At 38.7% G+C, this 22,486-nt stretch carries 21 protein-coding genes; 6 read left to right on the forward strand and 15 right to left on the reverse strand.

Translation table 11 applies throughout. The features are described 5' to 3' along the window. Window positions 1-243: 243 nt before the first annotated feature. Window positions 244-1,764 carry a glycine betaine uptake BCCT transporter gene (locus tag AC3WJG_RS09910; RefSeq protein WP_098248363.1) on the forward strand — a complete coding sequence of 507 codons (1,521 nt, stop codon included), beginning with the start codon at window positions 244-246 and terminating at the stop codon, window positions 1,762-1,764. Between the two features lie 49 nt (window positions 1,765-1,813). Here AC3WJG_RS09910 and AC3WJG_RS09915 read toward each other — a convergent pair whose 3' ends face one another. The 6 genes from AC3WJG_RS09915 to AC3WJG_RS09940 form a co-directional block, all read right to left on the reverse strand. Continuing rightward, window positions 1,814-2,056 (reverse strand): hypothetical protein, encoded by a 243-nt coding sequence (locus AC3WJG_RS09915; RefSeq protein ID WP_028407943.1) that lies wholly within the window; start codon window positions 2,054-2,056, stop codon window positions 1,814-1,816. A gap of 249 nt (window positions 2,057-2,305) precedes the next feature. Continuing rightward, the gene (gene lpdA / locus AC3WJG_RS09920; RefSeq protein ID WP_028407942.1) at window positions 2,306-3,718 is read right to left on the reverse strand and encodes a dihydrolipoyl dehydrogenase; all 1,413 of its coding nucleotides are present in this window, start codon (window positions 3,716-3,718) and stop codon (window positions 2,306-2,308) included. Window positions 3,719-3,721: 3 nt separating this feature from the next. Further along, window positions 3,722-5,023 carry a dihydrolipoamide acetyltransferase family protein gene (locus AC3WJG_RS09925; RefSeq protein WP_028407941.1) on the reverse strand — a complete coding sequence of 434 codons (1,302 nt, stop codon included), beginning with the start codon at window positions 5,021-5,023 and terminating at the stop codon, window positions 3,722-3,724. Between the two features lie 102 nt (window positions 5,024-5,125). Beyond that, window positions 5,126-6,103 (reverse strand): alpha-ketoacid dehydrogenase subunit beta, encoded by a 978-nt coding sequence (locus AC3WJG_RS09930; RefSeq protein WP_013056055.1) that lies wholly within the window; start codon window positions 6,101-6,103, stop codon window positions 5,126-5,128. A gap of 3 nt (window positions 6,104-6,106) precedes the next feature. Next, a complete protein-coding gene (pdhA, locus tag AC3WJG_RS09935) occupies window positions 6,107-7,222 on the reverse strand; it encodes a pyruvate dehydrogenase (acetyl-transferring) E1 component subunit alpha (RefSeq protein ID WP_013056054.1) in 1,116 nt (371 codons plus the stop codon). Between the two features lie 581 nt (window positions 7,223-7,803). Next, entirely contained in the window at window positions 7,804-8,469 is a 666-nt protein-coding gene (locus AC3WJG_RS09940) for a YkyA family protein (RefSeq protein WP_028407940.1), read from the reverse strand. A gap of 169 nt (window positions 8,470-8,638) precedes the next feature. On the opposite strand from AC3WJG_RS09940, the gene AC3WJG_RS09945 reads away from it, so the two are divergent. Further along, window positions 8,639-8,749: a YjcZ family sporulation protein gene (locus AC3WJG_RS09945; protein ID WP_016763434.1), complete on the forward strand. Its 111-nt coding sequence runs from the start codon at window positions 8,639-8,641 to the stop codon at window positions 8,747-8,749. Between the two features lie 174 nt (window positions 8,750-8,923). Beyond that, window positions 8,924-9,478, forward strand: a complete 555-nt coding sequence (def, locus tag AC3WJG_RS09950) for a peptide deformylase (protein WP_337133420.1) — start codon at window positions 8,924-8,926, stop codon at window positions 9,476-9,478. A gap of 28 nt (window positions 9,479-9,506) precedes the next feature. On the opposite strand, the gene AC3WJG_RS09955 is transcribed toward def, so the two are convergent. Then, complete coding sequence (locus AC3WJG_RS09955; RefSeq protein WP_221840273.1) at window positions 9,507-10,289, reverse strand: Cof-type HAD-IIB family hydrolase; 783 nt, start codon at window positions 10,287-10,289, stop codon at window positions 9,507-9,509. Between the two features lie 551 nt (window positions 10,290-10,840). Between AC3WJG_RS09955 and AC3WJG_RS09960 the strand changes: the two genes are divergently transcribed. After that, window positions 10,841-11,050, forward strand: a complete 210-nt coding sequence (locus tag AC3WJG_RS09960) for a DNA-dependent RNA polymerase subunit epsilon (protein ID WP_013056049.1) — start codon at window positions 10,841-10,843, stop codon at window positions 11,048-11,050. Window positions 11,051-11,055: 5 nt separating this feature from the next. Beyond that, window positions 11,056-12,723 (forward strand): ribonuclease J1, encoded by a 1,668-nt coding sequence (gene rnjA / locus AC3WJG_RS09965; protein WP_013056048.1) that lies wholly within the window; start codon window positions 11,056-11,058, stop codon window positions 12,721-12,723. A 42-nt stretch (window positions 12,724-12,765) separates the two neighbouring features. Here rnjA and AC3WJG_RS09970 read toward each other — a convergent pair whose 3' ends face one another. The 6 genes from AC3WJG_RS09970 to AC3WJG_RS09995 form a co-directional block, all read right to left on the reverse strand. Then, the gene (locus tag AC3WJG_RS09970) at window positions 12,766-13,428 is read right to left on the reverse strand and encodes a potassium channel family protein (protein WP_013056047.1); all 663 of its coding nucleotides are present in this window, start codon (window positions 13,426-13,428) and stop codon (window positions 12,766-12,768) included. A gap of 152 nt (window positions 13,429-13,580) precedes the next feature. Beyond that, window positions 13,581-15,386, reverse strand: a complete 1,806-nt coding sequence (locus AC3WJG_RS09975) for an ABC transporter ATP-binding protein (protein WP_098332287.1) — start codon at window positions 15,384-15,386, stop codon at window positions 13,581-13,583. 15 nt (window positions 15,387-15,401) lie between these two features. Beyond that, a complete protein-coding gene (locus tag AC3WJG_RS09980; RefSeq protein WP_102813912.1) occupies window positions 15,402-17,138 on the reverse strand; it encodes an ABC transporter ATP-binding protein in 1,737 nt (578 codons plus the stop codon). 380 nt (window positions 17,139-17,518) lie between these two features. Further along, window positions 17,519-18,415, reverse strand: coding sequence for a phosphogluconate dehydrogenase (NAD(+)-dependent, decarboxylating) (gnd, locus tag AC3WJG_RS09985; RefSeq protein WP_014461004.1), 897 nt, complete (start codon window positions 18,413-18,415; stop codon window positions 17,519-17,521). Between the two features lie 187 nt (window positions 18,416-18,602). Then, window positions 18,603-19,049, reverse strand: coding sequence for a redoxin domain-containing protein (locus tag AC3WJG_RS09990; protein WP_013056043.1), 447 nt, complete (start codon window positions 19,047-19,049; stop codon window positions 18,603-18,605). A gap of 102 nt (window positions 19,050-19,151) precedes the next feature. After that, a complete protein-coding gene (locus tag AC3WJG_RS09995) occupies window positions 19,152-19,700 on the reverse strand; it encodes a peroxiredoxin (protein WP_014461006.1) in 549 nt (182 codons plus the stop codon). Between the two features lie 356 nt (window positions 19,701-20,056). Between AC3WJG_RS09995 and AC3WJG_RS10000 the strand changes: the two genes are divergently transcribed. Further along, window positions 20,057-20,920 (forward strand): mechanosensitive ion channel family protein, encoded by an 864-nt coding sequence (locus AC3WJG_RS10000; protein WP_013082282.1) that lies wholly within the window; start codon window positions 20,057-20,059, stop codon window positions 20,918-20,920. Between the two features lie 35 nt (window positions 20,921-20,955). Here the strand turns inward: AC3WJG_RS10000 and AC3WJG_RS10005 are convergent, their stop codons facing one another. After that, complete coding sequence (locus tag AC3WJG_RS10005; RefSeq protein WP_013056040.1) at window positions 20,956-21,201, reverse strand: YkuS family protein; 246 nt, start codon at window positions 21,199-21,201, stop codon at window positions 20,956-20,958. 56 nt (window positions 21,202-21,257) lie between these two features. Then, window positions 21,258-22,385, reverse strand: a complete 1,128-nt coding sequence (locus AC3WJG_RS10010) for an N-acetyldiaminopimelate deacetylase (RefSeq protein ID WP_028407934.1) — start codon at window positions 22,383-22,385, stop codon at window positions 21,258-21,260. Window positions 22,386-22,486 lie beyond the last annotated feature (101 nt).

A 22,486-nucleotide genomic window follows, 5' to 3' on the forward strand; every position in this document is an offset into this window, starting at 1 on the left:
CTGAATGCTTAGCATCATCTCTATTTATATGAAAAAACAATGTCTACTTTCACATCTATTTCCGCACTTTAAAATAATTACGAAAAATAAGAATTTGAGCTCTTGCCGTTTTTTCTTACTAATAGGGTAGACATTTCATGCAAACTTTACTAGAATGTATAACCATATGGTTTCATGTATACCTAAAAATGTTATATGAGAAACTATGTTATGTAAAATTGAATAGGAAAGGAGCGATAATCGATGAAAAAACTGACTCCTGTTTTTATCATTTCGGTTATTATTGCTGCAGTATTTATCGTATGGGGTGTTATTCCAGAATCTGTGCTAGGAAGCGCAGCGCTTACACCTGTCACATCGGCAATACATAGTTTTATCATCGAGAAATTTGGCTGGTACTACTTATTAGCAGCTACATTATTCTTAGTTTTTACGCTGTACTTAATTTTTTCAAAGTACGGAAATATTAAACTAGGTAAACCTGATGAAAAACCTCAGTATGGTTATATCTCGTGGTTTGCCATGTTATTTAGTGCTGGTATGGGGATTGGACTTGTATTCTGGGGTGTTTCAGAACCAATCAATCATTTTCATACTCCACCTTCTGGTGAAGGCGGTACAGCAGAATCAGCTCGCGCTGCTCTACGTTATTCGTTTTTCCACTGGGGCTTACATCCTTGGGCTATTTATTCCGTTCTTGCACTGGCCCTTGCATATTTTCAATTCAGAAAAGGTTACCCGTTCATCATCAGTAATATTTTACGTCCACTATTAGGCAAACGTGTTGATGGACCTCTTGGAACGATCATAAACGTCATCGCCGTATTTGCAACTGTTTTTGGGGTAGCAACATCTCTAGGACTGGGTGCTATTCAAATTACCGGTGGAGCCTCTTACTTGTCGCCAAGTATTGATAATAATTTCACGACTCAATTAATTGTTATTATTATCGTGACGTTCTTGTTCATGCTGTCAGCACAGACGGGGCTGAACAAAGGTATTAAGTATTTGAGTAACATTAATATTGTTTTAGCTATTCTGCTAATGTTGTTCTTGTTATTTGCAGGTCCAACCAACTTTATTATGGACTTATTCGTTACAACCATTGGCAGCTACATTCAAAACTTGCCGTCAATGAGTTTTCGAATGAGCCCGTTTGATGACAGCACCTGGGTTCAAGATTGGACAATTTTCTACTGGGCATGGTGGATCGCTTGGGCACCGTTCGTTGGTACGTTCATTGCTCGTATTTCACGAGGCAGAACCATTCGAGAATTTTTAATTGGTGTACTAGCTGTTCCGACCGTATTTGGTGGATTATGGTTTGCTGTATTCGGAGGTTCTGGGGTCTACTTAGACTTTTTTAAGGATCTTCCTGTTATGGATGTTATCAACAATAAAGGAACAGAAGTTGCTTTATTCTATGTACTTGAACAGTTTCCATTTGGTACGTTCATGTCCATTGTCGCTATTTGCTTAATTGCTACGTTCTTTATTACATCAGCTGACTCAGCTACATTTGTTTTAGGAATGCAGACAACAAATGGTGATCTAAATCCTTCAGGCTCTATTAAACTTACGTGGGGATTAATTCAATCGTTAACAGCAATCATTCTGCTTTGGACAGGTGGTTTGGACGCGCTCCAAACAGCTGCGATTATAGCAGCACTTCCATTCTCAATTGTGCTGGTGCTAACCGTCTTCTCATTAATGAAAGCATTTAAAGAAGAAGGCGCATTAAAAAGAGAAAAGAAATCTGTGTAAGACAAAAAAAGCGTTAGCTTATATAAGCTAACGCTTTTTTTATGCAATCTTACGCTGTGCAAAATAAAATTAGTTGATAACATGTCAAGCAGACAGCTGAAGTCATACCCGTCATCATAAGCGCCAGTCTTTTAGATTTGACGTTCATTTCTGCTATGCCGTAAGCTAAATAAGCAAATACTAAAAATAAAATAATTTTAGATGTCAACTGATCACGTTTTGATAGCAATTCAACCAGTGAATAACCCACCCAAATAACAATGTGTAAGCTCCAAACGAAATACGTCTTCATAGCTCCTTCGCCGCCTTTTCATTCGTTATCCAAAAGAGCAATTTTTTATCTACCTATAAGGAAAGCACGTCCCACTTCATATGTATGCATCTAGAGTTCATTTAAGACTGCCTCAGCGCTTTTTACACGTTTCCTCTAAAGGAGTTACTCATCATCAACAAAAACTGTCTGACAAGCATCTGATACTTTATGAAAACCGTTTTCTTCAAAAAAAAAAGCTGATGCATACGCATCAACTTTTTAAAAACATTATTTTACAATGTGAATTGGGCTTCCAATAGCTACTTCAGCAGCTTCCATTGTGATTTCACCTAATGTTGGGTGAGCGTGAATTGTTAATGCGATATCTTCAGCTGTTACGCCAGCTTCGATAGCAAGACCAAGCTCAGCAATCATATCAGATGCGCTAGGTCCAGCGATTTGAGCACCAACAACTACTCCGTCTTCTTTACGAGTGATAAGCTTCAAGAAGCCTTCTGCAGCGTTAAGTGCAAGTGCACGTCCGTTAGCAGCAAATGGGAATTTAGAAGCTTTAACAGCTAACCCTTCTTCTTTCGCTTGTGCTTCAGTATAACCTACAGATGCAAGCTCAGGCTCAGAGAATACAACTGCTGGAATTCCTAAGTAGTCAATTTCAGCAGGTTCGCCAGCAATTACTTCAGCTGCGATTTTACCTTCGTAAGAAGCTTTGTGTGCAAGTGGTGGTCCAGTTACGATATCACCAATTGCAAAGATGTTGCTTACAGATGTACGAGTTTGGTTATCGATTTCGATAAGACCACGGTCAGTCATTTTAACGCCCACTTGCTCAAGACCAAGCTCATCAGTGTTAGGACGACGACCTACAGTAACTAATACGTAGTCAGCATCGATTACTTTTGACTCTCCGCCTACTTCAAACGTAACTTGTACGCCGTCAGCAGTTTCTTCAACACCTTTAGCCATTGCTTTTGTATAGATTTCAACGTTTCCTTTTTTCTTAAGGTTACGTTTAACAAGTGAACTCATTTGTTTTTCAAAACCAGCTAAAATTTCATCAGCAGCTTCTACAAATGTAACCTCTGTACCGAAGTTAGCAAAAGCAGTACCAAGCTCAGTACCGATGTAACCTCCGCCGATTACAACTAATTTTTTAGGAACTTCTTTAAGCGCTAATGCACCTGTAGAGTTGATTACGCGCTCAGAGAATTTGAATCCAGGGATCTCGATTGGACGAGAACCAGTTGCAAGGATTGCATTTTTGAATTTGTACGTTTGTGCTGAATTTTCATCCATTACACGTACAGTTTCGCTGTCAACGAAGTAAGCTTCACCTTTTACGATGTCAACTTTGTTACCTTTAAGAAGGCCTTCAACACCGCCAGTAAGTTTGTTTACAACGCCGTTTTTGAATTCTTGAACTTTAGAGAAATCAACTGTTACGTTCTCAGCGATAATCCCCATGTCTTCAGAATGTTTAGCATGTTCAAAACGGTGACCTGCAGCGATTAATGCTTTTGAAGGAATACAACCAACGTTTAAGCATACGCCTCCAAGAGTACCTTTTTCTACGATTGTAACTTTTTGACCTAATTGAGCTGCACGAATTGCTGCAACGTAGCCACCAGGGCCAGCACCAATGACAAGAGTATCAGTTTCGATTGGGAAATCTCCTACTACCATTTATTACGCCTCCATTAATAATAATTCTGGATCATTTAATAAACGCTTGATTTGGTTAAGAGCGTTTTGAGCTGTTGCGCCATCGATAATACGGTGGTCAAAGCTTAGTGATAATGCTAATACTGGAGCAATTACAATTTCACCGTCGCGTACAACTGGTTTTTCAGCGATACGTCCGATACCTAGAATTGCAACTTCTGGGTGGTTGATAACTGGAGTAAACCATTGTCCACCAGCAGAACCGATATTTGTGATTGTACAAGAAGCGCCTTTCATTTCAGCAGGAGCTAATTTACCATCACGTGCTTTTCCAGCAAGGTCGTTAATTTGATCAGAAATTTCGAACACAGATTTACGATCAGCATTTTTCACAACTGGTACTAAAAGACCTTTTTCAGTGTCAGCAGCGATACCGATGTTGTAGTAATGTTTTTGAATTACTTCATCTGTAGAGTCATCGATTGAAGTGTTAAGAGCTGGGAACTTCTTAAGTGCTGAAGTTAACGCTTTTACCACGTAAGGTAAGAATGTTAATTTAATACCTTGATCTGCTGCAACTGTTTTGAATTTTTTACGATGAGCAACAAGAGCTGTTACATCGATTTCATCCATTAATGTTACGTGTGGAGCAGTGTGTTTAGAGTTAACCATAGCTTTTGCGATTGCACGGCGGATACCGCTCATTTTCTCGCGAGTTTCTGGTAGGTCGCCTTCAGGAATAGCTTGTGCTGCTGCTGCTTTTGGTTCAGCTGAAGCAGTTTCCTCTTTAGCTGGAGCTTCAGCAGTTGCTGTAGCTGTAGAACCACCAGATAGGAAGCTATCGATGTCATCTTTAACAATACGTCCGTTTTTACCTGAACCAGGAACAGCTTTAATGTCTACACCTTTTTCACGAGCATATTTGCGCACTGAAGGCATAGCAATTACTTTACGGTTAGGATCAACATCAGCTTGTGCTGCAGGAGCTGTTGCTTCTTCAGTCACTTCTTCAGTTGAAGCTTCTTCTTTAGCTTCTTCTGCTGGTGCATCATCATGATCGTCACCTTTGAATTTTAAATCTTCGTATCCAGGAGCATCAAAAGTAACGATAACTTGTCCTACAGTAGCTACTGTACCTTCGTCAACTTTTACTTCTAATACTTTACCTTTTACAGGAGATGGGATTTCAACAACAGCTTTGTCATTTTGTACTTCTGCTAGTACATCATCCTCATCAATTTCATCTCCAGCTTTTACGAACCATTTTACAATTTCACCTTCGTGGATACCTTCACCGATATCCGGCAGTTTAAATTCAAATGCCACGTGTCTTCACCCTCCTAGTTAGTTGCGTTCAATTTGTTAGTGTTTATTTTATCTAAGACAGAAATCAGCACAAAGCTGATTTCTATCACAGTAAAATGCTAATTAAAATTCAAGTACTTTCTTAGCTGTTTCAACGATATCTTTGTGGTCTGGTAACCATACGCCCTCAGCTTGAGAGAATGGGAACACAGTATCCGGTGCTGTTACACGTAATACTGGTGCTTCTAAGCTTAAGATTGCACGATCGTTAATTTCAGCCACAACGTTAGCTGCGATACCAGCTTGTTTTTGAGCTTCTTGAACTACTACTACGCGACCAGTTTTTTCAACTGATGCAAGAATTGTATCGATATCTAAAGGTTGAACTGTACGTAAGTCCACTACTTCAGCAGAGATACCTTCTTTTTCTAGTTCTTCAGCTGCTTTTAATGATGAGTGTACCATTGCACCGTAAGCGATAAGCGTTACGTCTGTACCTTCACGTTTCACATCAGCTGTACCTAAATCAATTGTATATGATTCTTCAGGCACTTCTTGACGGAATGAACGGTAAAGCTTCATGTGCTCTAAGTATACAACCGGATCGTTATCACGAATTGATGAAATTAAAAGACCTTTTGCATCGTATGGAGTTGAAGGAATTACAACTTTTAAACCAGGTTGAGATGCTACGATACCTTCTAAGCTATCAGCGTGAAGTTCTGGTGTATGAACGCCTCCACCAAATGGTGAACGGAATGTGATTGGTGCATTCCAGCGACCGCCAGAACGGTAGCGCATACGTGCAGCTTGACCTGATACAGAATCAAGTACTTCGTATACGAAACCAAAGAATTGAATTTCAGGAACCGGACGGAAACCTTGAGTCGATAGACCTACAGCAAGACCACCGATACCAGATTCAGCTAATGGCGTATCGAATACGCGATCTTCGCCGAATTCTTGTTGAAGACCTTCAGTCGCACGGAATACTCCACCGTTTACGCCAACGTCTTCACCAAAAACTAATACGTTTTCGTCGTTTTTCATTTCTGTGCGTAACGCATCAGTAATCGCTTGAATCATTGTCATTTGCGCCATGGCTTACTTCGACTCCTTCTCTTTGTAGATTTCATATTGCTCTTGTAAGTTTGAAGGCATAGTTTCGTACATGATTTCCATTAAATCTGTAACTTTTTGTTTTGGATAATCGTCAGCCTTCTTAATAGCTTGTTTGATATCTTCTTTAGCTTGCTCGATTACTTTGTTTTCTTCTTCTTCATTCCAGATGCCTTTAGCTTCTAAGAATTTACGGAAGCGAACAAGTGGATCTTTCTTTTCCCACTCAGTGTCAAGCTCAGCTGTACGATAACGAGTTGGATCGTCACCAGCCATTGTATGTGGACCATAACGGTAAGTTAATGTTTCAATTAAAGTTGGACCTTCACCGTTTACTGCACGCTCACGAGCTTCGCTTACTGCAACGTATACTGCTAGTGCATCCATACCGTCTACCTGAACGCCTGGGATACCAACAGCCGCTGCTTTTTGAGCGATTGTACGTGCTGCAGATTGCTTTTCAACTGGTGTTGAAATTGCAAAGCGGTTGTTTTGTACAACAAAGATTGCTGGAGCTTTGAATGCACCTGCGAAGTTCATACCTTCGTAGAAGTCACCTTGTGAAGCTCCGCCGTCACCTGTATAAGTGATCGCTACTGCTTTTTTACCGCGTTTTTTAAGACCTAGTGCCACACCAGCAGTTTGCACGATTTGTGCACCGATGATGATTTGTGGAGAAAGTACGTCTACACCTTCTGGCGCTTGGTTACCGTGGAAATGACCACGAGAGAATAAGAACGCTTGATATAGTGGAAGACCATGCCAAATTAACTGAGGCACATCACGGTACCCAGGTAAAATGAAGTCTTCTTTTTCTAATGCGAAATGTGAAGCGATTTGAGAAGCTTCTTGCCCAGCAGTTGGTGCATAGAAACCTAAACGACCTTGACGGTTCAATGAAATTGAACGTTGATCAAGAATACGAGTGTATACCATGCGAGTCATTAACTCTTTTAATTTTTCGTCAGATAAATCTGGCAACGCTGATTTATTTACTACTTCGCCCTCTTCATTAAGAATTTGGAACGTTTGGTACTGCTCAGCGATTTTATCAAGTTGCTTTGATACATCAATAATAGCCTTTTTAGTTTTAGCAGCCATCTAAGTCACCTCTTCCTTTCATTTAAGCCGTATAAATTCATTTTACTAATCAAACAAACATACACGCTTTTAGAATGTCCCAAATGGACAAGTAAAAGTCATATTTTGTCGAGTAGCTTTTTGAATTCGCTAATCCTTAACATTTCTATGTATTCCCCAGCGAATTCTGTGCAAACATTTACGTAAAAGGAAAGTTTAAGCGAAACGAGCGTTTCGTTAAACTGTATTAATTATTTTGCAAAAATGATTAATACAACACTTACTACGCTACCTAGTTTACAATACACTAAAACAGTTCGTCAATGCATTTACATCAAGAAATTACGCTTTTTTAGTTTGTGAAATAAAACACATAAAAAAGACATGCTGTACTATTACACAGACACAAACTGTATTATATGTTTTATAATAACCTTCTCTTTTTTTACGTCTGCACATCTCCTATCTTGCCACAAATAAACGAATTTTTAAAACAATAACCTTTTGTAATTTTTACTTGAATCATGTCGAAACTCTTTCTTTATTTCAGAAAACCTTCCTTTTCAGCCAAAAAAAAAGACCTGTAAACTTCACAGGCCTTCTTATTTATCCTCGCTATTTTTCACCTTTAACTTTGTTTTATTATAAAAATCCTCTTTGGCTTTGTTATAGTCAGCTGTTAATGTGTTAAACGTTTCTTTTTTCTTTTCAACTTCTTTATAAGTAGCGTTGATCGAAGCGATTTGTGTTTCAAGATTCTCTAATTTCACATTGTCTTTTTCAAAGAGCGTATATAGCTGACGATCTAATTCAATGGAATGAAGATAGGCATCATGTAAGGACTGGTAGGCCTTATAACGCTTCTTCATTAACGAAGATAGTTCAAGCGCCTCTTCTTTTGCTTTGCCATCTTCTAGCTTTTGGATCTTTGGCTCTGTCGCTTCAAACTGTTTTTGCGAAGCGCTGATGCTTTTTTCTTCTTTTTGTAATTTATTTTCACGCTCATCTAATAACTGCTGCGCTTTTTGTGCTTTATTTTTTATTTTCTTTTTATCTTTAATCCCTAGCTCAATAATTTGGTCGTATATCGCATTTTCTTGCTGTTCTAAATCAGCTAACGGTTTTTGCTGATCAGCAAATTGCTTTTCTTGCGCTACCACTTTTTCTAATCCATTGTATACCTCAAGCTCAGGCGATGAGCCCTCTGCACAGCCTGCTAGTGACATAGCAGCAATGCCGATAACTATATATCTTCCGACGCATTTCATATCTGGTAAATCCTCCCTTATTCATGGGTCATTATACAATTTTTGTAGGAAATTAGCAATTTATCTACACCCTTTTACCACCTTTTAATATATTATACTAACCCAATCGTGAAAAAAAGGGAGTTTATTACTTTTTACCTTGGGATTGATAACTACGGGAGGTTACATTATGTTGGGTTATGGTGGATATGGCTGTGGCGGTTCTAATAAAGGTTTTGTGTTATTAATCGTACTGTTCATTTTATTAGTTATTATCGGCTGCAGCTGTGGCGGCTGGTAATTATACAATAAAAGCGGCTAACGGTCGCTTTTATTTTTTCTTATGCATGTTTTTCCATATGTGTGATACATATAATTAGTAGAAACATTTATGTGGTCAAGGTCGAGGTAATGACTTTTTTATACGGATTTGGTACACTTTATACCTATAAAATAGCCTAGGGAGATGTGAAAGTTGATTACAATGAACGATATTATTCAAGACGGACACCCAACGCTGCGAGAAGTAGCAAAAGAAGTACCGTTACCTGCTTCTGAAGAAGATAAAAAGATTTTACATAGCTTATTAGAATATGTAAAAAACAGCCAAGATCCTGAAATTGCTGCTAAATATGGACTGCGATCTGGTATCGGGCTTGCCGCTCCTCAAATTAATGTATCAAAACGAATGATTGGGGTACACGTTACGGATGAAAAAGGCAAGCTATACAGCTATGCATTATTTAATCCTAAGATCATTAGCCACTCAGTAGAAAAGACATACCTTACAGGCGGTGAAGGCTGCTTGTCTGTCGATCAAGATATCCCAGGATTTGTTCCTCGATATGCACGTATCACAGTAAAAGGCACAACGCTTGAAGGCGAAGAAGTGAAAATTCGTTTGAAAGGCCTTCCTGCTGTCGTATTTCAGCACGAAATTGATCATTTAGACGGAATTATGTTTTATGATTACATTAATAAAGAAAATCCATTTCAAGAACCTGAAAATGCTTTTCCATGTGAACGCTAAAAAACGCGAGCTAGAGCTCGCGTTTTTCTTACTTTAATAATCCTACTAGCTCTAATCCGTGAAGAATACCATCTTCTGCTACATCTTTTGTAACAAGATTAGCAACTTCTTTCACGACTTCTTCCGCATTCCCCATCGCTACGCCATTTCCGACAAATTCCAGCATTTCGATATCGTTTAAGCCGTCTCCGAATGCATATACATCTTTTTTGTCAAAGCCAAGCTTTCCAATCATGGTCTCAATTCCTCGTGCTTTTGATCCACCTTTTGGCAGAACATCAGTTGAAAATTCATGCCAGCGAATAAAGTCAAATTTCTTAAATTTTTCTTCATAAGGAGCTTCTTCTCCCGCTGTACAGAATAAGAGGGATTGATAAATTTCACGCCCTTTGAAATAAGTAGGGTCGTGGTGAGGGTGGGTAAATCCAATTTTCAGCGTGCTGATGCTGGATTCGATATAATCATGAAATTCAATGTTTGATTTCATATCTTCATGATCCATGTATACGACAGGGTGATCATGCTCAACAGCAAAAGCTGTTAAATCTTGAAGCTCTTCTTTATTTAACGGGTTTTTGTAAAGAACTTCTCCATTTAAAACAATGTACTGACCATTAAAGCTAATATATGTTTGAATATCCAACTCTTCACGCAGATCTTTAAACATAAAAGGAGCCCTTCCAGTTGCAATTGCCACTTCATGCCCCTGCTCTTTTAACAGCTGGACAGCTTTTTTTGTAGAAGCAGGCAGTTTTTTATCATGATCCAATAACGTTCCATCAATATCAAAAAAAATAATCTTTCGTTCCACGTTTATCACCTTATTTTTTATAATTTTTTATCTCTTTGTTAAGCCTTTCCAATTATATCAAACGAGCACTAGTTTCTCTATAAATGGACGGTCCTATTTACAACTTTTCCATATTTAACCACGAGAAACCTCTCCCTTTTCATCATATAATAAAAGTACAGAGAGAGACAGGCAGGTATCGCAAAAAAAAACAAAGGAGCTGAAAAATCATGTTAAAAGATTTTCGAAAAAGGCTGCTAAAACGCTGGAATGAATTATTGCGTAAAAAAACGATGGCATAATCGATTTTTTTAGGGCTTTCTGTTGTAAAATTTGCAGAGTGTGTGTCTGCATCGTACAATGGAATAGCCCTTATTTTTTATACGCCCGGAAAATATAGTCTTGTATCCGTTTCCTATTAATATTATTCTATAATTAATTGACTTGTTATATTTAGATGACTAAAATGTAGTGAAAGCAAGTTTCTTTAGAAAATACATGAAATACATACACATTTTATAATATAATAAAATAAGTTATTTGAATTTCGGAATTAAGGAGAGATTTTTGTTATGATTTTTAAAGTTTATTTTCAAGAAAAAATGAGTGAAGTAGCTGTACGTGAAAATACAAAAACAGTGTATGTGAACGCAGATTCTGAGCGTGACGTTCGTAAAAAGCTAAAAGCGCGTTCAATTAATATTGAGTTTGTTCAAGCAGTGACTGGAGACTATCTAGAATATGAACAACAGCATGAAGATTTTAAAGTATTGGAGATATGATGAAAATGAAATTTGTAAAAAATAATCAAACGGCAGTTTTCGCCCTGGGTGGACTAGGCGAAATCGGTAAAAATACGTATGCCGTACAGTTTCAAGATGAAATTATTCTTATTGATGCAGGAATTAAATTCCCTGAAGACGAGCTTTTAGGAATTGACTACGTTATTCCTGACTACAGTTATTTAGTAAAAAATGCAGATAAAATCCGTGGCCTTTTCGTTACACATGGTCATGAAGATCACATCGGCGGAATTCCTTACTTATTAAGAGAATTAAACATTCCTATTTATGCAGGGAAATTAGCCCTTGGGCTTCTTCGCAACAAATTAGACGAGCATGGGTTGCTTCGTACAGCTCAGCTTCATGAAATTACTGAAGATGACGTAATTAAATTCCGTAAAACATCGGTAACGTTCTTCCGTACAACTCACAGTATTCCTGATTCTTACGGAATTGTGGTAAAAACACCAAACGGACAAATCGTACATACAGGAGATTTCAAGTTTGATTTTACACCAGTGGGCGAACCGGCTAACTTAACAAAAATGGCTGAAATCGGTAAAGAAGGCGTTCTATGCTTGCTTTCAGACAGTACAAACAGTGAAATTCCTAACTTTACGATGTCTGAGCGACGCGTAGGTGACAGCATTCATGACATTTTCCGTAAAGTAGACGGCCGTATTATTTTTGCAACGTTTGCTTCAAATATTCACCGCTTACAGCAAGTAGTGGAAGCAGCCGTATTGCATAACCGTAAAGTTGCTGTATTTGGACGCAGTATGGAAGCAGCTATTGAGATTGGCCAACAGCTTGGATATATTTCATGTCCAAAAGATACGTTCATTGAGCCTTCTCAAATTAACCGAATTCCAGCTAACCGCGTGACTATTTTATGTACAGGCAGCCAAGGTGAACCGATGGCAGCGCTATCTAGAATTGCAAATGGTACTCACCGCCAAATTCAAATTATCCCTGGAGATACGGTTGTATTCTCATCTTCACCTATTCCAGGAAATACAGTAAGTGTTAGCAAAACAATTGATATGCTATTCCGTGCAGGAGCAGAGGTTATTCATGGTGCTCTAAACGATATCCATACTTCTGGACACGGTGGACAGGAAGAGCAAAAATTAATGCTTCGCCTAATGAAACCAAAATACTTTATGCCAATTCACGGTGAGTATCGCATGCAGAAAATGCACATCAAACTTGCAACAGACTGTGGAGTTCCTGAAGAAAACTGCTTCATTATGGATAATGGAGAGGTGCTAGCTCTAAGCGACAGCGAAGCTTCAGTAGCCGGCAAAATCCCTTCAGGCTCTGTATATATTGACGGAAGCGGAATTGGTGACATTGGAAATATCGTACTTCGTGACCGCCGCATTTTATCTGAAGAAGGTCTTGTTATTGTCGTTGTAAGCATCAATATGAAAGACTTCAAGATCGCTGCTGGTCCAGACATTATCTCTCGTGGTTTTGTTTATATGCGCGAATCTGGTGACTTAATTAATGATGCACAATCTCTTATTACAAAACACTTGAACAAAGTGATGGAACGTCGTACGTCACAATGGTCTGAGATTAAAAATGAAATCACAGACACATTGGCTCCATTCCTTTACGAAAAAACAAAGCGCCGTCCAATGATTTTACCAATCATTATGGAGGTTTAATAAAAGAAAAAGAGCAGATGCAATTGCATCTGCTCTTTTTTATTAAGCACTGGCAAATTTATTTTCGAAGCGGTTGATATCTGCATCTGCTCCAATAACAATCAACACGTCCCCTTCTTGAATCGTTTCGGACGCCTGAGGAGAAACGATGATATCTCGATCACGCTTAATGGCTACAATGTTAATGCCATACTTGGCACGAATGTCTAACTCAATCAGCGTATTGCCAGCCATTCTTTTACTCGCTACTAATTCGACAATACTGTGTTCTTCAGATAGCTCTAGATAATCCAGCACGCTGTTTGAAATCATGTTATTGGCAATTCTTCGTCCCATATCTCGTTCGGGATGCACGATAAAATTGGCGCCAATTTTTGATAATACTTTGGCATGATAATCATTTTGCGCTTTTACCGTTATTTTTTCAACGCCCAGCTCTTTTAAAATAAGGGTCGTCAAAATACTTGCCTGAATATTGTCACCAATAGCTACGATAACGTGATCAAAATTACGAATTCCTAAACTTTTTAGAACCCCTTCATCCATTGAATCGCCTACTACTGCATGCGAAGCAACGTTAGCATACTCATTTACCTTTTCTTCATCAATATCAATCGCCAGAACTTCCATTCCTTGATCGCTTAATGTTTTACAAATACTTCCTCCAAATCTACCTAATCCGATGACTGCAAATTCTTTTTTCATTTGAATTCCTCCATTATGTACAGGAAAAAATCTGAACTACCGTTATTTTACCACAATTCTTTTGCATCAACCTCATTTTCCCTTTAACACTTATACCTCTTTACCATTTCTCACACTCATAGAAAAACAGAAGGATTAGCTCCCTCTGTTTTTTAAGCTGTAGCATGGGTTTGAACAAGGTAATAATATACGCCTTTTTGCTGCATTAGTTCCCCGTGATTCCCTGTTTCAATAATGCTTCCGTGATCTAATACAATGATGTTATCTGCCTCTCGTATAGTAGATAACCGATGAGCAATCATGATGGCAGTTCTGTCTTTTAACAGCGTTTTAAGCGCCTGTTGAATCTTCACTTCTGTTTCCGTATCGATGCTTGCTGTCGCTTCATCTAAAATGATAATACGAGGATCAGCCAACAGCGTTCGAGCAAATGAAATCAGTTGACGCTCTCCCACGGATAAGACGTTTCCTCGTTCTTCTACTTCCGTATCATAGCCTTTTTTCAGACGCTTTATAAAATCTGCAGCTCCTACCGCTTTTGCGGCCTTAATCACTTCATCATCAGTAGCATCCGGTTTTCCAAACCGGATGTTTTCCATAATGGTTCCTGAAAAGATAAAGGTTTCTTGCAGCACAATACTAATTTGCGCCCGTAAACTTGCTAACGTAATATCTTGAATAGGCATATTATCAATTAAAATCTGCCCTTCGTTCACATCATAAAAACGGGTGATTAAATTAGCAATGGACGTTTTTCCAGATCCAGTATGCCCCACTAAAGCAACCGTCTGGCCTTCTTTTATGTCAATTGATACGTTGTTGAGAGCTTTCCGCTTCCCATCATAAGAAAATGAGACGTGCTTGAACTCGACTTTTCCCTTCATACCGTCTAAAGACGTAGCGGTTTCCAAATCTGTGACGAGAGGTTTTTCATCTAGAAATTCAAAAATACGCTCGGATGAAGCCATTCCCATTAATAATTGATTATACACTTGCCCTAAACGAGAAATCGGTTCCCAAAACATTCCAAGATAAAAAGCAAATGATACAAAAATACCAATTGTTAGCCGTTCATCTTGAATAAGTGCGGCACCGAACCAAATTAAAATAGCCGTTCCGACAGCATTTGTGAGTTCTACAAACGGTCGAAACATGGCATTTTTTCGAGTAGCTTGCCTCCAGCTCTCGTAATTTTCACTGTTTATGCGCTCGAAAAACAGCATATTTTCTTGTTCTTGAGCAAATGATTGAGTGACGCGAATGCCTTGAATACTCTCATTTAAATGTGAATTTAATACTGACTGCTTCATACGAACAACTTGCCATGACCGACGAATTCTTCTTCTCAGCTTTGTGGAAATCAAGAACATAATCGGTAAAATGACTAAAACAGCACATGTCAAAGCAGGACTGAGAGAAAATAAGATAACTACAATCCCAACTAACAATAAGAGGTCCATAAACAGGTTAACTACCCCGTTGGTAAATAAATCTTGAAGAGAGTTAATATCATTCATAATCCTTACAAGAATAGAGCCTCCTGAACGCGTATCAAAAAACCGGTGCGACAGCCCTTGAACATGCGTAAATAAATGTTTTCTTAAATCATATATAACGTGCTGCCCGAGTTGGTTCATCCATTTAATTCGAAAAACATTCGAAATATAAGAGAGGACATACAAGCTAAAGATTATGAAAACTAACTGCATGAGCAGCGTGCTATTCTTATCTTTTACAGCGTGATCAAGCGTATAGACACCTATCAAAATAGGAATAGCGAGTCTAATGACCGTCGTGATAATGACCATAAGAAACGAGAAAGGAAGCAAGTTTTTTCGGTATGGATGAAGATAACGAAACAAGCGGGCCATTTGCTTCCAGTTAAACATCTTATCAATGATTTGATCTGTTTGATAATAAAAGCGCTCTCGCACAACTTTATTTTTTTGAGCTTCCATTCTATTCCTCCCTTGTTATACGTTCATTACCGAAGTATTGCTTTCATATTGAATGTCATAAATATTTTTATAAATCCCTTGCTTTTGAATGAGCGTTTCATGGCTTCCTCTCTCTTTTATTTGACCCTCATGTAAAACCAAAATTTCATCGGCATGTCGCAAAGAAGAAAGGCGGTGTGCGATAATAAACGTAGTACGATTTTTCATCACTTCTTTTAAAGCCAATTGAATTTCTCTTTCTGTTTTCATATCAACGGCACTCGTCGCATCATCTAATACTAAGATGCTCGGGTTTAAGATAAGCGCTCGTGCAATCGCAATTCGCTGCTTTTGTCCTCCTGATAACCCCAGTCCTCTCTCTCCCAGCATCGTGTCATACCCATCAGGAAGCTCCATAATAAAGTCGTGTGCCTGCGCTCGTTTTGCAGCATCAACAATGTCTTCTCTAGAAATCCCTGGCACTCCATAGGAAATGTTGGTTCCTATGCTGCTTGAGAACAAAAACGTTTCTTGAAGTACAAAGCCAATTTCTTTCCGAAGAACAGAGAGCGGATACTCTTTAATCGGAAGATGATTAACTAAGATTTGTCCTGAAGTCGGTTCGTAAAACCTCGTAAGCAGCTGTGTTAAGCTTGTTTTTCCTGCTCCAGTTGCTCCGATTAAACCTACTACTTCTCCTTTAGAAGCAGAAAATGATATGTTCTCAAGCGACTTTTTTTCTTCGTTTGGATAGGATAAGCTAACATGTTGAAACTCGACCGTTCCATTAATAGAGAAACTCCCGGCATGCTCATGGACTTTTTCTTCTTCTTCTAAAATTTCTAGCAGCCTTTCACCTGAAGCTTTAGACTGTGAAAACATATTGATAACAAACCCTAGATTCATAATAGGCCACATTAAATAAGAGGTTAAGCTAAAGAAAGCAACAAGCTCCCCCGGACGTACGCTTCCGTTCATAACAAGCGCTCCTCCGTACGCAAGGAGACCAACAATGGATAAGTTTCCTATAAACTCCATTAAAGGGAAATAAGTTGCCCACACATTCGCGGTTTCAATGTTTCGATTTTTATAAACTCCGTTGGAGTCGTTAAATTTAGAGGTTTGAAATTTTTCTCTTGATAGTGACTTGACCGTTTGTATGCCGCTTATATTTTCCTGAACATTTGTATTAAGTTCCCCAAACGATTGGCGAATTAAGCGAAACGCTGGATGAACGCGTTTATCAAAACGATAAACAGCTACTCCCAAAAAAGGCAGCAGGCAGATTGTGACAAGAGTGAGTGAAATAGAGTAGTAGAACATAACGGAAAAGCTGGCAGTAAGTAAAATAACGAAGCGAATTAATTCTGAGAAGCCAAAAGATAGAAAAAAACGAAATCCTTCTACATCAGCTGTCAACCTAGACATCAAGTCCCCTGTTTTAGCATTGTCATAGTAAGAAAACGGTAAATACTGAAGTTTGCGGTAAAGTTTATTGCGAAGAGTATACACGGACTTAATTCCAAATAAGTCGCCGTAATATTGCTGAATATATGTAAAGATTCCTTTGACAATCATCAGCCCAATAAAAATAAATGCTACATTATCGACTAGCTGATATTGTTTTCCTAACACAATATGATCAATCGTATATTGCAGCACAATAGGGTAAATCACAGTGATGGAGGTTACCAACAACAAGCAAATAGCAGAATAAAAAAAGTACATTCGGTACGGCAAATAAAAATCTTTTAGTTTTTTAAACGTTTCCATATACCCCTTCCTTCCTTTAGCTAAAATGTGGCACACATATTTAAATATATCGGTTCCCGAAATAAATTACCATAATTTTTAGATATTTTTTCAAAAAAAGGTAAATAGTCATAAAAAAGAGGATGGGATATAACTAAATGAATTCAATCTAAAGACGAATAAATGGAATACATTAGTTGAGCTGCTTGTGATACCGCAGTTGATTTCCCTGCAAGACTTTGCTTTCCGCGGGCGCCCCACTTGCACTCCTATCAACTGCTAGAAAGATTTAAACAGACGAAACTATTCACTGTAACAAAAAAACGAACCACTAATCAAAAATGTTGATCAATGGTTCGTTTTTCACTTCGTCTAAAATACGTTTGTCCCAGCGTCTTTTTTTATTGTTTTTCTACTGCATGTCCGCCGAACTCATTGCGAAGAGCGGCAACTACTTTACCTGTAAACGTATCGTCTTCAAGTGAGCGATAGCGCATCATTAACGATAAAGCAATAACTGGCGTTGGCACTTGTAAATCTAAAGCTGATTCAACCGTCCATTTTCCTTCACCGGAAGAATGCATAACTCCTTTAATACTATCAAGTTTTGCATCTTTTGAAAATGCACGTTCCATTAATTCGATTAACCATGAGCGAATAACAGAGCCATTATTCCATACGCGGGCTACAGCTTCATAGTCATAGTCAAATTCACTTTTCTCTAACACATCAAAACCTTCAGCAATTGCTTGCATCATGCCGTACTCAATTCCGTTATGAACCATTTTCAAGAAGTGACCGCTTCCTGCTGCACCTGAATAAAGATAGCCGTTTTCTACGTTGATGTCGCGGAAAATAGGTTCGATTGTAGCAAATGCTTCTTTATCTCCCCCAATCATCATACAAGCACCGTTTCGGGCACCTTCCATTCCGCCGCTTGTTCCGACATCAAAGTAGTGAATTCCTTTTTCAGCGGAAGCTGCAGCACGTCGTACAGAATCTTTATACTTGGAATTACCGCCTTCAATAATCATATCTCCTTCTTCAAGTAGTTCTTGGAGCTCAGAAATTACTTTTTCTGTGAGCTCTCCAGCCGGAACCATGACCCAAGCAATGCGTGGTTTTTCTAATTTGCTCACTAATTCTTTAATGGAAGAAGCGCCTTCTGCTCCCTTTTCTGATACTTTCTGTACGGCTTCGTTGTTCACATCGAATGCTACTACAGAATGGTTATGATCTAGTAAATTCAATACTAAGTTTGCTCCCATTTTCCCTAAGCCAATCATACCTAATTTCATATGTAAATTACCTCCAATAGTAAGTTTCGTATCATGTTGTTAGTGTTAGTATGGTGTAAACTCACAAGAAAAAATCCACATTTTTATATTTCCTTTATCAGTTACTTCCTACACACAAAAAAGAAAAACATTCGATGCAAGTTCTACTAAGCATCGAATGCTTTTCACCTGTTACAACTGCCTGTATTTATTCGTTCTCGCCTAATACACGATTCACGCGCTTTTCAAGCATTTTCATACCGCTTCCACCAGCTTGGAAGTGGCGTAGCTGACCTGTTTTGTCAAATACATAATATGCCGGTACATATTGATTTTCAAATGCATCCGTTAATTTATGCTCACTGTCTACAAAAATTGGCTGCGTAATATCATGTTCTGCTGCTACTTCTTTAATTTTTGATAAGTCTAAATCATCTTCAGAGCGCGGCATATGAACTGCTACTACGTTTAATTGATCCTTGTATTGGTCGCGAAATTCATTTACTTGAGGCATTGCTTCTTTACATAAATGACAGCTTACTGACCAAAAATGAATAAGCGTTGGCTTTTCGCCGATTAGCTGCTCTTTTGTAACCTCTCCGTTTAACCATTCTGTAGCGCCCGTTAACTCAGGCATTGGCTGACGTAATTTCATGAATAAAAGCCTCCCTTATTTTCACTATTATTAACTATATGTTCTTTATTATCCGATGAAAAAAAGGCCTAACGTGGACGTTAGACCTTTTAAACGTTGTGCTTACGCGTTTAAAGTAGCTTGACCTGGTTTCCAGTTAGCTGGGCAAAGTCCGCCAGTTTGTAACGCTTGAAGAACACGTAAAGTTTCATCAACGTCACGGCCAATATTGTTGTGGTTTACAACTGAATATTGTAATTCGCCTTCTGGGCTGATGATGAATAAACCGCGAAGTGCTACACCTTCTTCTTCAATTAAAACGCCGTACTCACGAGAAACAACGTGATTTGTATCAGCTGCTAATGGATATTTAAGATCACCTAAACCATTATCTTTACGATCAGTGTTGATCCAAGCTAAGTGTGTATGGATTGTGTCTGTAGAAACACCGATTACTTCTGCGTCAAGATCTTCAAACTCATCATAACGGTCAGAAAGTGCAGTGATTTCTGTTGGACATACAAATGTAAAGTCCATTGGATAGAAGAATAATACTGTCCATTTGTCATTTTTAATATTTTCTTCTAAGCTAACTTTACCGAATTCTTTGTTTGATAATACAGCTTCCATTTCAAAGCGTGGAGCTTGTTTACCTACCATACGTTCTGGCATACATGATCCCTCCAAATAATTATTAAATGAGAAAATGTATAAAACATTCTCACTTATGTACTGTTATAACGGTTTTCATTATAATGGATATTGTTTTTTTAGTCAATATTAATTAAGAATGAATTTAAACAACATCTTATAATGGTAACATAGTTGTTATGCCCGCCTTTAGGGCAAATTAAACCCTGACTTCAGCAAAAAAATGCTATAAAAGGGTTGCATTTATTTACCTTCTCAGTTTAGCATGTCTAATATCGGGAATAAACAAATGTGCTCATACTCTTACAAAATCTTTTCCACAGAATAAATTCCCACTTATTAATATTGAAACAGAACATAGGAAGGATGAACAACTAATGTTTAAGATGCAAGACATCAACTGGGAACAGCTTCTTACCAATGCCGGAGTTATTGTGTTAAAACTCATTGCCATTACCATTGTATTTTTACTTGTACGAGCAATTGGTAAAAAAGTTATTGAACGTTCCTTTGAAAAAATGAGCGAGCGCGAAAATGCTACGCGCGGACGTATGCTCACACTCAAAAGTTTAACCGTTAATGTGTTTTCATATGTACTTATTTTTATTTTTGTCGTTATGCTGCTTGAAGCAGTAAATATCCATGCCACAGCTCTATTAGCTGGTGCCGGAGTTGTGGGTCTAGCAATCGGGTTCGGTGCTCAAGGACTGGTTAGCGACGTTGTAACAGGTTTCTTTTTACTTCTTGAAAAACAGCTTGATGTTGACGACTATGTAACAACCGGAAGTTTTTCAGGAATTGTCGAATCAGTAGGTCTTCGTACTACTCAAATTCGCGGATTTGATGGAACTCTACACTATGTGCCTAACCGTGAAATTACCAGCTTAAGCAATCATTCCCGAGGCAATATGCGCGCGTTGATCGATATTGGTATTTCGTATGATGATGATATTGACAAAGCTATTTCCGTACTAGAAAAAGTATGCGAGCGCGTTGCTGCAACAAATGAAAACATTGTAGAAGGACCAAATGTGATAGGAGTTCAGGGTCTAGGCGCATCGGACGTTGTGCTTCGTGTAGTTGGCAAAGCTAAAAACGGTGAACAGTGGGGGATTGAACGTCAGCTTCGCAAAGAGTTTAAAGAAGCGTTTGACGCAAACGGTATTGATATTCCGTTCCCTCACCAAGTAAATATTGATAAAAAGCAGCCTGAAGATGCCAAGCAGCCTCAGCATGCATAAAAAATAGCCGAAGGATTTATTCCTTCGGCTTTCTTTTATCCTTGTACCTTGTTGCCTACTTGCTGACAAATTTCTTCTGCCGTTAATCCGCTAGCTGTAATAACTGAGCCTTGCGTTACTGCATCAGAAATCCCCATTACGTTTGAATCCTGTCCTGTTACAACACAGCAATCGCACCCTTGTGCATCACTTTCGTTGCGTAATTGTACCACTTCATGTCCGAGCTGCTGAAGTGCAGCTTGTACATCTGTTAAACCGTATTCTACACCAATTCGTGCCATCGTTGCCCACCTCCTCATGGTATTAATTTAGCCATAAGGAAAAATGATTATACGATTTATTGATTGCCTTTATGTTCAAAATATTTTGTAATAAGTGAAATCGCAATATCTATTGCGCCTTCATGAGGCTGCAGCTTTGCATGATGAAGCCCATATTCAGACTGAACGCCAAGCCAAAACATAAATCCAGGAATATCTTTTAGCATATAGCCAAAATCTTCTCCTGTCATTGCTTCTTTGCACTCAATGACATCCACGTCCGTTTGCGCTTCGGCAAATTCCATGAACTCTCGGGTGACTTCATGGTGATTATATACTTGATGATACATACAGCCATAATCAATGGCTGTTTCGCACTGATACCCTACTTCTACTCCTTTAACAATCGCTTCAATTCGTTCTTTAACACGCGTCATTGATTCAGGAGATAGCGTGCGAATGGTTCCTTCTATGCGAGCTCGCTCCGCAATAATATTTTGAACCGTCCCGCCTTGAATTTTTCCTACTGTAATTACAGCGCTGTCTAGCGGATCAACGTTGCGAGCAACAATAGTTTGAAGCTGTGAAACGAGCTGACATGCAGCAACTACCATATCATTTGTTGTATGTGGATAAGCAGCATGGCCGCCTTTTCCTTTTAAATCAATAAATAGCTCAGACGTGTTAGCAAATAGTAACCCTTCCTTCAGCGCAATCGACCCAACCGGATATTCAGGCGCTACGTGAAGGGCGAAGATGAAATCTGGCAGCCATTCTTTCATGATGTCGCTTTGGAGCATTGGCTGTGCTCCTCCTGGACCTTCTTCTGCAGGTTGAAAGATAAACAGTACATTATCTTTGATTTCATGCTGAGCAAAGTAAGTGAGTACGCCTAATCCAATGGCCATATGCATATCATGTCCGCAGGCATGCATGAGTCCTTCATGCTGTGATTGAAAAGAATAATTCGTTTCTTCCGTGATAGGAAGACCGTCAATATCTGCTCGGTAGCCTATTGTTTTAGTTGGATTTGTACCATGTACTTTAACAAAGAGTCCTGTTTTCCACGTCTTTACTTCTAAGCGCTCTTGCGGAAGAGTATTAATATAATCAAGCAAAAAACGCTGTGTTTTCACCTCTTGAAACCCTAATTCAGGAATTTTATGTAGCTCTCTTCTTATTTTCACAAATTCATTTTCAGCCATGTGTATGTCCTCCTCACGAAATAAAGAAGAAAGCGTGGTTGCCCACGCTTCCAACTTGTCCATATGATACGTTCAAGGATTCAGTATCCCAATCGCTAAAA

The sequence above is a fragment of the Priestia sp. FW507-14D1A genome, from assembly GCF_058781295.1.

What these genes read in the sequence shown, in the direction of transcription:
- AC3WJG_RS09910 (WP_098248363.1), top strand. Translation starts at nt 244, where the DNA reads ATGAAAAAACTGACTCCTGTTTTTATCATTTCGGTTATTATTGCTGCA.
- AC3WJG_RS09915 (WP_028407943.1), bottom strand. Translation starts at nt 2,056, where the DNA reads ATGAAGACGTATTTCGTTTGGAGCTTACACATTGTTATTTGGGTGGGT.
- lpdA (WP_028407942.1), bottom strand. Translation starts at nt 3,718, where the DNA reads ATGGTAGTAGGAGATTTCCCAATCGAAACTGATACTCTTGTCATTGGT.
- AC3WJG_RS09930 (WP_013056055.1), bottom strand. Translation starts at nt 6,103, where the DNA reads ATGGCGCAAATGACAATGATTCAAGCGATTACTGATGCGTTACGCACA.
- pdhA (WP_013056054.1), bottom strand. Translation starts at nt 7,222, where the DNA reads ATGGCTGCTAAAACTAAAAAGGCTATTATTGATGTATCAAAGCAACTT.
- AC3WJG_RS09940 (WP_028407940.1), bottom strand. Translation starts at nt 8,469, where the DNA reads ATGAAATGCGTCGGAAGATATATAGTTATCGGCATTGCTGCTATGTCA.
- AC3WJG_RS09945 (WP_016763434.1), top strand. Translation starts at nt 8,639, where the DNA reads ATGTTGGGTTATGGTGGATATGGCTGTGGCGGTTCTAATAAAGGTTTT.
- AC3WJG_RS09960 (WP_013056049.1), top strand. Translation starts at nt 10,841, where the DNA reads ATGATTTTTAAAGTTTATTTTCAAGAAAAAATGAGTGAAGTAGCTGTA.
- rnjA (WP_013056048.1), top strand. Translation starts at nt 11,056, where the DNA reads ATGAAATTTGTAAAAAATAATCAAACGGCAGTTTTCGCCCTGGGTGGA.
- AC3WJG_RS09970 (WP_013056047.1), bottom strand. Translation starts at nt 13,428, where the DNA reads ATGAAAAAAGAATTTGCAGTCATCGGATTAGGTAGATTTGGAGGAAGT.
- AC3WJG_RS09975 (WP_098332287.1), bottom strand. Translation starts at nt 15,386, where the DNA reads ATGGAAGCTCAAAAAAATAAAGTTGTGCGAGAGCGCTTTTATTATCAA.
- AC3WJG_RS09980 (WP_102813912.1), bottom strand. Translation starts at nt 17,138, where the DNA reads ATGGAAACGTTTAAAAAACTAAAAGATTTTTATTTGCCGTACCGAATG.
- gnd (WP_014461004.1), bottom strand. Translation starts at nt 18,415, where the DNA reads ATGAAATTAGGTATGATTGGCTTAGGGAAAATGGGAGCAAACTTAGTA.
- AC3WJG_RS09990 (WP_013056043.1), bottom strand. Translation starts at nt 19,049, where the DNA reads ATGAAATTACGTCAGCCAATGCCTGAGTTAACGGGCGCTACAGAATGG.
- AC3WJG_RS09995 (WP_014461006.1), bottom strand. Translation starts at nt 19,700, where the DNA reads ATGCCAGAACGTATGGTAGGTAAACAAGCTCCACGCTTTGAAATGGAA.
- AC3WJG_RS10000 (WP_013082282.1), top strand. Translation starts at nt 20,057, where the DNA reads ATGTTTAAGATGCAAGACATCAACTGGGAACAGCTTCTTACCAATGCC.
- AC3WJG_RS10005 (WP_013056040.1), bottom strand. Translation starts at nt 21,201, where the DNA reads ATGGCACGAATTGGTGTAGAATACGGTTTAACAGATGTACAAGCTGCA.
- AC3WJG_RS10010 (WP_028407934.1), bottom strand. Translation starts at nt 22,385, where the DNA reads ATGGCTGAAAATGAATTTGTGAAAATAAGAAGAGAGCTACATAAAATT.